Raw genomic sequence first — 12,562 nt, forward strand, 5'->3', positions numbered from 1 at the left:
TCAGATATTGGACGGTATCAAGAGATTAACCCTACTCTGGATGTGGAGATCGAATGATCTCTGGGGATTGTAAAAAATGCAGGAGATGCTCAAGCGACTACAGCGGAAGGACGAGGCGATGATGCCTTATGGGAAGACACTCGGGTTCAAAGTCGAGAGTTTAGCCGCGGGAGAGGCTGTCGTCAGCCTCGCGTGTTCGACGCAAATGCATAACGTCTTCGGCTACACCCACGGAGGCGCGATCTTCTCCATCGCCGATACCGCCATCGGCATCGCTCATCTCGCCTCAATCGGCCATGACCAGACCGCAACAACCATTGAGTGCAGCATTCGCTACATGCGTCCGGCGCTCTCCGGCACATTGCGTGCCACGGCACGAACGGTGAAGCAGGGTCGCACGCTGAGCTTTTATGAGTGCGACATCGCCGATGAAAGTGGCCGGCTCATGGCCCGCGTCTCCGCGACCATGATGACCCTCGACGAGGTCCGCAGCCGCGGACGGGACGAACTTTATGGTGCCGACACACTTGAGGCTGGTGAACAGACCCTGGCCCTGGAGGTGGCTTAGTGCGCATTCTGTTTTGCGGAGATACGTTTCCCGAGGCGCAACAGTATCTGCGTGAAAGACTCGATCCAGACGCCAACGATGAGATCATCGTGTGCCCCGATCCAAACATCCTGCCTCACCTTGAAGATGTCGACGTTGTCATTCCTAAGATGCAACGGATTGGGGCTGAGGCCATCGACGCCGGTACGTTTCGCCTCGTGCAGCAGTGGGGCGCGGGGCTCGAAGGAGTGGACGTAGAGGCTGCCAGGCGCAAAGGAGTCTTCGTCGCCAATGTACCGGCTACAGGCGGCAACGCGGAGTCGGTCGCCGAACACGCGATGCTGCTCATCCTTTCGCTGTTGCGCGACCTGCCAAAGGCGCAGGCTCACGTAAGGTCCGGCGTCCTCGGTGCTCCGCTGGGCAAGATCCTGGCGGGCCGCACCGTCTGCCTCTACGGATTGGGCGCGATCGCCATGCCGCTTGCAAAGCGGCTGCGTGCGTTCGATGTGAACCTCATCGGAATCAGCCGTCAGGTGAGTACGGCGAAAACTGCCGACTTCCATTTATCCGAGTGCTTCTCCGTCGAGGAGCGCGACAAGGCCTTCGCGCAGACGGACGTTCTTGTGCTCTGCATGCGCTATACGCAGGAGATGCGTGGGATGCTCGGCGCTCGCGAACTCGGCTCCTTGAGAGCAGGTTCCTACGTGATCAATGTTGCGCGTGGAGGAGTGATCAACGAAGAAGCGTTGTACGCGCATCTCCACTCGGGGCATCTTGCCGGTGCAGGGCTTGATGTGTTCTGGAAGGAGCCCTTGCCCACGGACGATCCAATCCTGACACTGTCGAATGTTATCGCCACGCCACATATCGGAGGCGTCACGGAATCTTCGTTCGGCATGATTGCGGAGGTCGTCGCGGAAAACATTGAACGCCTCAGACGCGGTGACTCGCCATTACATCGTGCCGCATAACCCACTGTGGGTCTGGCAGTATCTTCAAACTATCGGGAGTGTTTTTGTAAACTCTTCCATTCGTCGTCGGCAAAGAGTCGGGGTCCAACCTCAATCAGCCGTGGCATCATTCTGTGTAAGCTCACCCGATCCCACGGGTTATTGTCCCGAGTTCGCAGACCTCTCTCATTGAGGTCGCTAACGATTCGTGAATAGGAAAAGTCCTGGACCAGCAAGTCCATCATCTGCATCAAAACCGAATTTTCGTAAGGGTCAATTTCCAGGCGCATACAATCGTCGGAAAGCCGAAGCCCATAAGGAATTTCTTCTGCACGATCAGATTCACGAGCCGTCTCTGACTCTGGAAGTTCTCGGCGCCACTCAATGGACACCATTTGCCATCCAGCGTTGAGGCGCTCCGGAATAAGACTCGTGCTGAAGGGTCCGGCGATCCGGTCCTTGATTCGCTCATAGTGAGGCATGATGTTCTCCTCCTGCGTATCAGTTGCACCTGATTTAACGGGATAGCATTTGCTTTAGCAATGTAACAAGACGCGCGAAAGCCTGGTCGAGTGCAACCTTGTTCGCGGCGACCTTTGCTCTGTGACCCAATGCGCTGCCATGCCAATCCATGATTTCAGAGTGGAGGCACTTATTTCACCAACAATATACTTGACTGACCTTAAGAGGTTATTGATCCCCTTATTTATCCGGTATCAGTTCTGGAAGGTAGGGCACTAGATCTACTGGAACTTCATGCCCTCGCCTTCTGAGCTCATGAGACAAAATCTTAAAAGCCTCGTTTTCATCCATAACCCGCAAGTCCGACTTATCCCACAAAGAGAAATAATGACCGTTACTTTTCCCGACCTGCATCTCAGTGTGGTTACGCATGACTGAATTAGCCAACATGTCGGATATTTGAAGTGGCCCATGTAACGTGTCGTCCAAGGAGATAAATCCCCCCATCTTTGGTGCCCTATACCTGTGGTTGGTTTTGCAGAATACATTGTAGATAGCCCGCAGACGGTCAAAATCGGGGCCATCATCATGAGTAAAGGCAACATATCCGACATCAATCTTTAGAACTGCTAGATTAAGAACTTCCTGAAATGCCGCGTCATAAATTTGCAAATTGCTTAATATCGCCGCTGAAGGATGGTTTTTTAGGGAAGAAAAAACCTGTACAGGAATCGCGACAGCAATGCCATGGATGCCTTCATACTTAGCCACGACGGAGACTAAACGATCCCTAACAGCGTCCGCAGCTTGTCTGCCATACGGCTCTTTCAGAAGACGAAAGCGAGCGAACTCCCCCTCTAACATTCGATATTCACTAGTTTTGAAATATCCGATTCCCTCAGCCTTTAGCTGAGCATCCCAATCAACACGAAACTTCTTCCATGTTGATGCACGTGCAATGAACCCTCCGCAGACATAAGAATAAGCTTGAGTGGCATCTTTGCTGTCATCAAGAAAGCATTCATAAATCACGCACAAAACTCCGTCTTGCCCTCAGTGATCCGGGAACAGCATGTCCAAAACATTATCAACGGTGAAACCTGGAATGTTTTGCGCAGATTAACCTTTCCGCCGCGTGGATGCTCAGGGAGACTTTGCGCAGTTCACAGGTTTTGAGGCGGACCCCTCTTGAGCAGTGACCAGAAATTCTCCGGGTTCCGAAGGCATCAGGTCTTTAGGTCAGGCACCGGCAATGTCAAGCCCACTTTCCGCGCAATTCACTCATAAAAAAGGAGATAATCGCTGCCGATTAGATACGTTCTAATTGGTACCCTTTAACCAGGAAGAAATAACGAACAAGAAGTAAGAAACACCAAAAAAGATCCCCACTAATACCAATGGAATGAAGACTTTGCAAAATCATTCCGATCTTGCCCTTTATTTTCAATACTTTGCAATGGAATCCGGACGCAAGTCCAGAGCTAAATATTTATGAATGAAGACTTTGCGCAAAAAAGATACATATGGGGTGGACCTAGCTCCGCAGGAAGTTCTTCACCAGGAAGAACACATTCGCCGGACGCTCCGCCAGCCGTCGCATGAAGTACGGATACCACTCCGGTCCGAACGGAACATAGACTCGGACGCCGAAGCCCTGCTTCACCAGTTGCCGCTGTAGGTCGCGCCGAATTCCATACAGCATCTGGAACTCGAACGCGCTCTTCGGAACGCCGCGCTCGCGCACAAACGCCAGCAGCTTCTCCACGATCGCCTCGTCATGCGTCGCGATCCCGCAGAACACGCCTGAAGTCATCAGGCGTTCAGCCACCTTGATGTAGTTCTCATCCACATCGGTCTTGAGAGGAAACGCAATCTCGGCAGGCTCCTTGTAGGCTCCCTTGCACAGCCGTATGCGAATTCCCTGCCCCAGCAGCCGGTCTGCATCGGCGGCCGTTCTGAAGAGATAGGCCTGCAGCACGGTTCCCACGCGGGATCCGCCATCGCCCCGGGTCTGCAGACGTTCCGTCATCGCGATCGTAGCCTCGGTATAAGGACTACCTTCCATATCGATGCGCACGAAGGAGTTCACCCGCGAGGCATGTTCCACCATCTCGCCGACGATCCTCTCGGCGAGCGCAGGATCGAAGTCCATGCCCATCTGCGACAGCTTCACGCTCACGTTTGCGTTCAGACCGCGAGCCGCGATCGCGTCCAGCATCTGGTGATAGACATTTGCGGAGGCTCGCGCCTCAGCCTCGGTCGTCACGCTCTCACCTAATGCGTCCAGCGTGACCGCGATGCCCTCGCGGTTCATTCGCTCACAGGCGCCGAGTGCTTCGTCCACTGACATTCCGGCCACGAACCGGCCCGACATCTTCCGTCCGATGGAGGAGCGTTCGGCGAAACTTCTAAGGGTTCTGTTCTGCGAGAGAGCAATAAAGACAGATCGAAGCAAAGTGCGAATACCTCAGCGCGACCACCATGCCGCACTGATTATTTTCCCATGTTGCGGCTCCAACTAAGGCCTTTTGCCCAACAGATTATTCTTCACCGCAACCTGCAGAGGTACCACCGTCGGGGCAGCCGCGCCAATGTATTCGAAGACGCTGTTCACATAGTTGTCCGAGGTCCAGACATTCCCCGAACGATCGATGGCGATTCCAACCTCGGCTGTCGCGCCGTTCGAGACAAACCCGGTCGCCGGAGAGATCGCCACTCCAGCCTCGGAAAACCGGCTGACCGATCCATCCGAGTTCGCCGTCCACACCGTATTGTCTCCATCGACCGCGATCGATGCAGCCCCGGCCGGAATCGCATAACCCGATCCCGAAAGGGGTGATCCGTTCGAGCCGATCTTGCTGACCACCGGACGGTCGAAGCTGGCGACCCAGGCGTTTCCGCCCGCATCGATGGCAACGCCAACTGCACCGGTCACCCCGCCTCCGGCGAAGCCGTGCGCTGCTGCCGCCGTCCCGCTGCTGGAGAACCGGGTGACGCTGTTGCCGTACCCATAGTTTGCAACCCAGATGTTCTCTGCCTTATCGACCGTGATCGCATAAGGGAAATCGAGGCCGCCCTGCTGGAATTGCCCCGCCAGGGAGCCGGACGAACTCAGCTTCGTCACCGTGTTGTTGCCGTTCGCCGTGACCGCGTTTCCGTCACCATCGATCGCCAGGGCATAAGGCAGTTTCAACTCAGTCGCCGTATAACCGGAGCCTGAGACCGCAACGCCGCTTGCATTGTGCTTGCTCACGGTGTTGTTGCCCATATTCGAAGCCCACACGTTGCCGCCCTGATCCACGGCCACCGCCTGCGGATAACTCAACCCGCCTCCCTTGAACCCCGACGATCCGGAGAGAGGCTCACCCGCCGGGCCGAACTTGCTCAGGGTTCCAGGGTTCACAGCGTTGGGAACCCAGATATTGCCCGCACTATCGGCGGCGATTAACTGTCCGAGGTTCAGGCCGCCGCCCGTGTACTCAACACTCAATGTCCAGTCATTCGGAGCGCCGGCCAGCGACGGCTGATAAGGACCGCTCAACGTCAAGGAACGAAGATTGAGTCCCGGATGCAGAGCAACATTCAGAATGGAGACCAGAGTGTCTTTGGGAGTGACTCCTCCGACCGTTGTGGCTTGAAACAACTTGGAGCAAGCCACCGAACCCGACGCCGACTCGACGCAATCCGCCAGCACATTTGCCAGAGAATTGATTTTGCTCTCGGGCACGGTACCATTTCCTGCCGGAGTCTTCGCATGCAGCCGTCCCGTCGCTCCGTCGTAGAGATTACTTGCCGACCGGAAGGCATTCACGATGCCGGTATGGTTTGTGCTGCTTGTTCCCACTGCGATGCTACCCGGAGTTATAAACTGCGCCAGCGCATAGACGCTGGCAACGGTTGTGATCTCATTCACAACAAGCGGGGCAGAAGCGATCTTTCCACACAGCCCTGCCGCTGACATCAGCACGGCTCCGGAGTTTGCGCCGGCGCCGGCGTTGCCGCCCGAAGCAACAACGTAGACCTCTGTGTCCGCGGAAGGACATACATAAGCTCCCGCAAAGGTGAAGCCACCGTGGCTGTCAGTAAGAACCGACCCTGAACCTTTCAGAAGAGTCTTCGCACCCGCACCGTAGCCGGAACCGCCCACGGCATAGAGTGACACCTTCGCTCCACTCACCGGCTGATTCTGCCCGCTATACACGGTTCCGGACAGCGTTGCGGGAGGAGGCGTAACCACCGGCGTCGTGCCTCCTCCAGTTGTCGGAGGGGTCGTTATCGGAGGAGTCGTTATCGGAGGAGTCGTTGTCGGAGGAGTCGTGGTTGTTGGAGGAGTCGTAGTTCCCGTTGAAGGCGATGTTGTAGTAGGAGGTGTTGTGGCGGAGCCGGTTGAAGCGGGAGGATTCCCTGCTGCGGTTCCGGTGGCCGGAGGAGTCGTTGTCGCCGGTGGATTCGTGGTTCCGGTCGCAGGCGGAGTCGTCGTCGGAGAGGACCCTGTCCCCGTCGGAATCGAACCTGCTGAAGTAAAGGAAGTGCCGGGGAAAACACCGGATCCGCAACCGGTAAGCGCTAAACCTGCAACGACTGCGCACACACTCATCCCATGCAGGGACACTTTCAAATGCATAACGCTCCTTAGCTAATTCGTCTTATCGTTCAAGGCGATTCAGTGAGGACTACAAGTACGACAGATCAGACAATGACCAGAAGAAGCGAGACACATCGCGGATCAGAGGAGCAGCGCGAAACAGCCCATGGGCCGCTGCATACGCATTTCCATCCATTCGAAGAATGAAGTTAGTGTACAGAAGAATGCTCTGCATATCCCACCTTCGTGGAGTGCAGAAAGGTGAGTGCAGAAAGAAGGAGGAGCGATGAGCTCCTCCTTCTTTTGATCCTTCGTTTTTTGCCTGAGTGAGTTCGTTCAATTGTCTGATTATTTAATCAGGCCGGAGTCCTGGGCAGTGGGGTGAACGCTGACCTTGGAGGGACTCCTTACCGGCCGGGTCACCATCGCGGTAGTATCCCGCATCTCCGCGATCGCCTTGTCGTAGCGTCCCGCAATGGAATTACGGCGGATCACGGCCATCTCCTCGAGCATCTTCATGCCGTCCTTCAAATAACTCATGCGGCTGCGCTCGTCGTGCCCCCAGGTCACGGGAACCTCCTGGATCTCGTAGCCCAGCTTTTGCGCGATAAACAGAATCTCCGGATCAAATCCCCAACGCTCGATCGTCTGCAGGCGGAAGATCACCTGCGCGGCAGAGCGCCTGAATGCCTTGAATCCACACTGGGTATCCCGGAACGGAAGTCCCATGATCACGCGCGTAATCCAATTGAAACAACGCCCGAAGAACTGCCGGTAGAGCGGCTGATGAATCGTCTGACGTTTACGGTCAAGCCAGCGCGACCCGATCGCTACGTCTGCTCCCTCGTGAATCGCGGCAAACAATCGCTCCGCCTCTTCCATGGGAGCCGAGAGATCGGCATCGGTAAACATCACGATCTCTCCTGCAGCCTGCAGCAACCCATTCCTGACCGAGTACCCTTTGCCTCGATTCCCAGGATTCTGAACCAGGTGAAGCCGGGGATATCTCTCCATCCAGCGCTGCACGATTGCTGCAGTGTCATCGGTAGAGCCGTCATCCACGACCAGTACCTCTGCATCCCACCCCTGCTCTGTTACGCACGACATGACACGATCCAGCGCATGCTCGATCCGTGCACGCTCGTTAAAAGCGGGAATAACAATACTTAGCTCAGGGTGCGCCATCGCGCGGGGCCGACCTTCCTGGGGGAGTCCTGTTGATTCAGTACGTCAGACGGTAACGCCGTTCATCATACTGCAATTATTTGACGTTTGAACACCCAGTTCCGTTTCAATTGTGCGGCTTAGCTAGGCTCGTTTCTCCCTGGGACGCAACGAATTTCCTGGCAAGACGATTCAGGAACTCCCTGCTAAACTCCACAACATGCCGGACGATTTTGCGCAGCAGCCACCTCCACCGCCACCACCTCCGCAATTCAGCGGATACGCCGCTCCCGGTTCGCACTCCTATGCTCCTGCCCCCTACCCACCTGCATATCGGCCTGCTCCTCGCGTCAACCGCTCGCCATGGTTTTATGTCGCGACCATTGGTGGATCTTTCGCCGCAATAGGTCTGGTTCTGGGTTGCATGTTCTGGTTCATGATGCGCTCGATCCAGGGCGGAAACAGCTCAGGGCTCGGCCTGGCAACGAATCAGATCGCTGTGATCGACATCAGTGGCGTCATTCTCTCTCCAGAGACAGTCGACACCCAGCTGCGAAAATTCGGGGATGACTCGTCCGTAAAGGCCATTATTCTGCATATCAATTCGCCCGGCGGCGGAGCTGCCGCTTCGCAGGAGATCTATCACGAGGTCCTCCGCATCCGGAAGGAGAAGCATAAGAAGGTCATCGCCTCGGTAGAGAGCGTGGGAGCCTCAGGCGCTTACTACATCGCGAGCGGCTGCGACAGGATCTACGCCAACGAAGCCTCCGTAGTCGGGTCGATCGGAGTCATCATGGAATGGATGAACTATGGCGATCTGCTCAAATGGGCCAAATTGAAGAACATCACCATCACCGCCGGGGAGTTGAAAGACGCCGGCGACCCAAGCCGGGATCTGACCCCGAAGGAACAGGCTTACTTTCAGTCCCTGGTTGACAATATGTACTCCCAGTTTGTCCACGACGTCGCCGCAGGGCGCCGCACGACTGACGAAAAGATCAGGCCGCTGGCTACTGGACAGGTATGGACGGGGGAGCAGTCCCTGGCTCTTGGGCTGATCGACCGGATCGGGGGCTTCCGCATAGCCCTGATGGACACCGCCCGCGAAGCCGGTATCCAGGGCGAGCCCTCTATTGTTCGGCCCTCGAAGAACAAGCGCGGGCTACTGACCATCCTCACGGATGACGGAGAAGACCTGTTTCCAAACCCGAGCCAGATGCTGAACCGAACCCCGGGCTTTTATTTCATGTGGAAGTAAGTCCCGATCAATCGGGTTTTAGCCGGACGGCCGGGTCAACCAGCTTCTGAACACCTCAGCCTTTTCGTGAGCGACAAATTAATATTCCCCTTTTAAGCGGGGGGCCGGGGTTTGAAGATTATTCCTCTTCTTGTTCAAAAGGCTGGGTTTCCTTTCGGGCTCGAGATGCATCCCATTTATAATCAAGCCAGTATGCCGGCACTTTGGATATAGCCGCTCGGCCTCCCTGATTTGAAAGGACCGCTCATGACCAAAGCTGATCTTGTCGACAAAGTAACCGCCCTCGGCGACCTTACCCGGCGCGATGGTGAGGTAATCGTCGATACCCTCTTTGAATCCGTCATCGGTGCATTAAAAGCCGGTGACAAAATTGAGATTCGTGGATTCGGCAGCTTTCGTACACGACAGCGCAATGCACGGACAGGCCGCAACCCCAAAACCGGGGAGAAGGTCGACGTTCCTGCAAAACGAGTTCCCTTTTTTAAGCCGTCGAAAGAACTTCGAGATTCCGTGAATCCCTCAGGCATAAAATCCTCTCCGAAAACGGAGAGCCATGACAAAGTAGACCCCCACCATCCGCCAGCGATGTAACTCATTTAAAAATCTTTCACTAGACAAATCGTGGCCGCCCTATTCGGAGGCCACGAACTCTGCCTGTCTGTCAGAAAATGCCTGAAGCTGCCGAACCTTGCCGAATGCTCTATACTTGGTTGAACGTGGAGTTGCTTCTCAATTTTTTGTGGCTGTCCCTCTCCCTCGCCCTTTTCCTCACCTGGATACGGGCAGCGCGGCACGGTCACACGAAGCCCACATGGAGCGCCCTCGTTGCGCTTGCCCTTCTTCTGGTTCTTCTACTTCCAGTCATATCCATGACGGACGACCTGGTCGCCATGGATAACCAGACAGAGGTGGAGCATGTAGTCCGGCGCAGCGAGATGCCCTTGCTGCATCTGGCCCACGATACCGCCGCGCTTCTGGATGCCAGAATGCTTGTCGTATCGCTTCTGATCGGCTTTGCTCTTTTCTTTTCACGTCTGTCGCGGTTCACCTTGCGTATTCCTCGCCGCAGGCTTATGGACGGATTTCTCCGAACCAGAGGAGTGCGCCCTCCTCCTTCGGCTGCTGCCCTCGCAGTCTAGCTAAAGTCGTTTTTCCGGAAAGCAATCGCTTTAAACCGGCCCCTCTCGTTCCAACCTGAAGGTAGGCATGATCCCGAAAGCATTTCGTGCTGTCGGCGCCGTATTTTTTTCTATGGCGTCGGCACTTGTGGCACAGACGCCACCTCCTACTCCACCGCTTGCTGCGCCGCTCACGCTGCAGCAGGCGGAGGCTCGCGCCCTAGCGGCGAATCCCTTATTGCAATCAGCCCGCGAGCATGTTTCAGCGGTTGAAGCCAATAAGATTACAGCAGGGCTGCGGCAGAATCCGAACCTCACCCTTTATGGACAGGGATTAACTCTGCCCGAAGTCCCGAATGCTCCCTCCGGCAATCCATTCTTCTATTCGGCAAACGTCTCTCGTCTGTTCGAACGTGGAGAAAAGCGGCGCTGGCGGCTGGATTCGGCAAATGCCACGGCCGATTCCACGCAAAGCCTCTATCGTGATCAGCAGCGCCAGCTCGTGCTCGCTGTCCGCGATGCCTTCACCAATATGCTGCTCGCCAAGGCATCGCTCGCGGTCGCACAGGAGAATCTCTCCGACTATCGCAGAACAGTTCAGTTGAGCCGTTCGCGTCTCGACGCCGGAGACATCACCCCTACCGACTTCGAGCGCATCGACCTGCAGCAGGTGCAGTTCGAGACCGATGCCGACAACGCCCAGCTGGCTCTTCAGCAGGCGTCGGCACAGCTTCAGCTTCTCTTCGGAGCGGACAGGCCGAACCAAACTCTCGACATCACCGGCACCCTGGATCCGCCTAAGGTTCCTCTGACCATGAGCGAGGCGGAGGACAAGGGTCTCGCTTCACGGCCCGACTACCTCGCAGTTCGTCAGGCCCTCACTGCCTCAGAAGCCAACGCCAAACTCGCGATCGCAGGCGGCACCACGGACCCGACGCTCTCAACCGAATATGACCGCAACGGCGTCGACAACTCCTTCGGCGTCAGCGTTGCTATACCGGTCCGCATCTTCGATCGCAATCAGGGCGAAAAGGAAAGAACTCGTTACGAGGTCGAATCCAGCCGCCTGGCAGTAACTGCTGCTCGCAATCAGGTCGTCACCGACGTCGACCAGGCCTGGATGGCATTCGATACTGCGCAACGGCTGGCTCAACGCTACAACGGCCACTATCTCGACGAAGCCGGACACGTTCGCGACAATCTTCAGTTCAGCTATCGCAACGGCAACTCGACCCTGCTTGATTACCTCTCCGCCCTGCGTGACTATCGCGCCATTCGAGTCAGCAGCCTTGCCGCAAATGCGCAGGTCTGGCTCGCCATCCACCAGCTCAGCTTTGCCGCCGCTACGGACATCCTCCCATGAAGGACCGCATGAACACGATCCAGATACGAACCGAATCCCTGCTCCTGCTCGCGCTCGTTGCGGCGCCGCTCACCGCGTGCAAATCATCTGCACCACCACCCGCCGAGGCCACGCAGCCCGCCAATGCCGGAATCGAGACGACCGTGGCTCATGTCCAGCACAGCACCGACTATCTCGAGATCCCCGCGCACGTTGAGGCCGATCCATCTCACGTCGTACGAATCTTCCCTCCGCTTAGTGGACGGATGCTGGGACTCCGCGTGCTTCCTGGCCAAGAGGTGAAAAAGGGCGATGTGATCGCGCAGCTTCAGAGCAGCGATATTGCGGCCGCCCGTTCCGACTTCCAGAAAGCAAAGATCGAAGTCATGCGTACCGACCGTGCGCTGACCCGCGGCAAGCTTCTTCTTGACCATGAAGTCCTTTCGCAGGCGGACTACTTCGAACTCGAGGCGGCCGATGAGACAGCCCATTCTGAACTCGACCGCGCACGTCAACGCATTCGCGAACTCGGCTTCTCCGAGGACAGTGCCTCGGATGAGATCTCTTTGCGTTCTCCCATCTCCGGTGTGGTTCTCGATATCGGAACTGCAACAGGGGAGATGGAACGCTCGCTTGATAACGCTACTCCCATCGCAACCATTGCGAACATAGACTCTATCTGGGTCGTCGGCGATGTCTTCGAACGCGACCTTGCCAGCGTGAAGCCGGGACGAGAGGTACAGGTCCTTGTTCCCGCTTATCCGGGACTCACCTTGACGGGTCGTATAGCCAACATCGGCGATGCTCTCGACCCCAACACGCATACCCTCAAGCTGCGTGTGGTTCTTCCAAACCCGAAGCACACGTTGAAGACAGAGATGTTTTCTACCATTCGTATTCCCGGCGCAGACCGCAGTGCCGTCATTCTTCCGTCCACTGCTGTTCTTCACGAGGGTGAAAAAACTTCCGTGTTCGTTGTGAATGCCTCGGGCAAGTATGAGCAGCGCCCCGTCACCATCGGCCGCAGCTTCGAGTCCAGCAGTACCAAGAACATCGAAGTCCTTACCGGACTCAACGACGGCGAAAAAGTCGTCTCAGTCGGCGGAGCACTCCTCCGTCCCACGAATGGAGAGTGA

General features: G+C 56.3%; 13 protein-coding genes. 7 read left to right on the top strand and 6 right to left on the bottom strand.

Features of this window, described 5'->3' with window-relative positions:
* The first annotated feature begins 76 nt into the window (after positions 1–76).
* Together AC5S26_RS27080 and AC5S26_RS27085 are read left to right on the top strand one after the other, a co-directional pair.
* Positions 77–568: a PaaI family thioesterase gene (locus tag AC5S26_RS27080; protein ID WP_494188074.1), complete on the top strand. Its 492-nt coding sequence runs from the start codon at positions 77–79 to the stop codon at positions 566–568.
* Complete coding sequence (locus AC5S26_RS27085; protein ID WP_494188075.1) at positions 568–1,518, top strand: 2-hydroxyacid dehydrogenase; 951 nt, start codon at positions 568–570, stop codon at positions 1,516–1,518. The genes AC5S26_RS27080 and AC5S26_RS27085 overlap by 1 nt, the downstream gene beginning before the upstream one ends.
* A gap of 29 nt (positions 1,519–1,547) precedes the next feature.
* Here AC5S26_RS27085 and AC5S26_RS27090 read toward each other — a convergent pair whose 3' ends face one another.
* The 6 genes from AC5S26_RS27090 to AC5S26_RS27115 form a co-directional block, all read right to left on the bottom strand.
* On the bottom strand, positions 1,548–1,979 hold the full coding sequence (locus AC5S26_RS27090) for a recombinase family protein (RefSeq protein ID WP_494188076.1): 432 nt from the start codon (positions 1,977–1,979) through the stop codon (positions 1,548–1,550).
* A gap of 220 nt (positions 1,980–2,199) precedes the next feature.
* Positions 2,200–2,991, bottom strand: coding sequence for a hypothetical protein (locus tag AC5S26_RS27095; protein ID WP_494188077.1), 792 nt, complete (start codon positions 2,989–2,991; stop codon positions 2,200–2,202).
* A 502-nt stretch (positions 2,992–3,493) separates the two neighbouring features.
* Positions 3,494–4,309 carry a proline dehydrogenase family protein gene (locus AC5S26_RS27100; protein WP_494188157.1) on the bottom strand — a complete coding sequence of 272 codons (816 nt, stop codon included), beginning with the start codon at positions 4,307–4,309 and terminating at the stop codon, positions 3,494–3,496.
* Between the two features lie 168 nt (positions 4,310–4,477).
* Entirely contained in the window at positions 4,478–6,196 is a 1,719-nt protein-coding gene (locus AC5S26_RS27105) for an NHL repeat-containing protein (protein ID WP_494188078.1), read from the bottom strand.
* Positions 6,153–6,548, bottom strand: a complete 396-nt coding sequence (locus tag AC5S26_RS27110; protein ID WP_494188079.1) for a hypothetical protein — start codon at positions 6,546–6,548, stop codon at positions 6,153–6,155. The genes AC5S26_RS27105 and AC5S26_RS27110 overlap by 44 nt, the downstream gene beginning before the upstream one ends.
* 344 nt (positions 6,549–6,892) lie before the next feature.
* A complete protein-coding gene (locus tag AC5S26_RS27115; RefSeq protein WP_494188080.1) occupies positions 6,893–7,729 on the bottom strand; it encodes a dolichyl-phosphate beta-glucosyltransferase in 837 nt (278 codons plus the stop codon).
* 199 nt (positions 7,730–7,928) lie between these two features.
* Here AC5S26_RS27115 and sppA point away from each other — a divergent pair, with 199 nt between their 5' ends.
* The 5 genes from sppA to AC5S26_RS27140 all read left to right on the top strand — a co-directional run bounded on the left by sppA (position 7,929) and on the right by AC5S26_RS27140 (position 12,562).
* The gene (gene sppA / locus AC5S26_RS27120; protein WP_494188081.1) at positions 7,929–8,966 is read left to right on the top strand and encodes a signal peptide peptidase SppA; all 1,038 of its coding nucleotides are present in this window, start codon (positions 7,929–7,931) and stop codon (positions 8,964–8,966) included.
* Positions 8,967–9,212: 246 nt separating this feature from the next.
* Positions 9,213–9,557 (top strand): HU family DNA-binding protein, encoded by a 345-nt coding sequence (locus AC5S26_RS27125; RefSeq protein WP_494188082.1) that lies wholly within the window; start codon positions 9,213–9,215, stop codon positions 9,555–9,557.
* 104 nt (positions 9,558–9,661) lie between these two features.
* Positions 9,662–10,105 carry a hypothetical protein gene (locus AC5S26_RS27130; RefSeq protein ID WP_494188083.1) on the top strand — a complete coding sequence of 148 codons (444 nt, stop codon included), beginning with the start codon at positions 9,662–9,664 and terminating at the stop codon, positions 10,103–10,105.
* Between the two features lie 67 nt (positions 10,106–10,172).
* The gene (locus tag AC5S26_RS27135; RefSeq protein WP_494188084.1) at positions 10,173–11,447 is read left to right on the top strand and encodes a TolC family protein; all 1,275 of its coding nucleotides are present in this window, start codon (positions 10,173–10,175) and stop codon (positions 11,445–11,447) included.
* 8 nt (positions 11,448–11,455) lie between these two features.
* Positions 11,456–12,562 carry an efflux RND transporter periplasmic adaptor subunit gene (locus AC5S26_RS27140; protein WP_494188085.1) on the top strand — a complete coding sequence of 369 codons (1,107 nt, stop codon included), beginning with the start codon at positions 11,456–11,458 and terminating at the stop codon, positions 12,560–12,562.

This window comes from Edaphobacter sp. FHG110511_03, from assembly GCF_059115365.1.

What these genes read in the sequence shown, in the direction of transcription:
- AC5S26_RS27130 (WP_494188083.1), top strand. Translation starts at nt 9,662, where the DNA reads ATGCTCTATACTTGGTTGAACGTGGAGTTGCTTCTCAATTTTTTGTGG.
- sppA (WP_494188081.1), top strand. Translation starts at nt 7,929, where the DNA reads ATGCCGGACGATTTTGCGCAGCAGCCACCTCCACCGCCACCACCTCCG.
- AC5S26_RS27100 (WP_494188157.1), bottom strand. Translation starts at nt 4,309, where the DNA reads ATGTCAGTGGACGAAGCACTCGGCGCCTGTGAGCGAATGAACCGCGAG.
- AC5S26_RS27115 (WP_494188080.1), bottom strand. Translation starts at nt 7,729, where the DNA reads ATGGCGCACCCTGAGCTAAGTATTGTTATTCCCGCTTTTAACGAGCGT.
- AC5S26_RS27135 (WP_494188084.1), top strand. Translation starts at nt 10,173, where the DNA reads ATGATCCCGAAAGCATTTCGTGCTGTCGGCGCCGTATTTTTTTCTATG.
- AC5S26_RS27140 (WP_494188085.1), top strand. Translation starts at nt 11,456, where the DNA reads ATGAACACGATCCAGATACGAACCGAATCCCTGCTCCTGCTCGCGCTC.
- AC5S26_RS27090 (WP_494188076.1), bottom strand. Translation starts at nt 1,979, where the DNA reads ATGCCTCACTATGAGCGAATCAAGGACCGGATCGCCGGACCCTTCAGC.
- AC5S26_RS27125 (WP_494188082.1), top strand. Translation starts at nt 9,213, where the DNA reads ATGACCAAAGCTGATCTTGTCGACAAAGTAACCGCCCTCGGCGACCTT.
- AC5S26_RS27080 (WP_494188074.1), top strand. Translation starts at nt 77, where the DNA reads ATGCAGGAGATGCTCAAGCGACTACAGCGGAAGGACGAGGCGATGATG.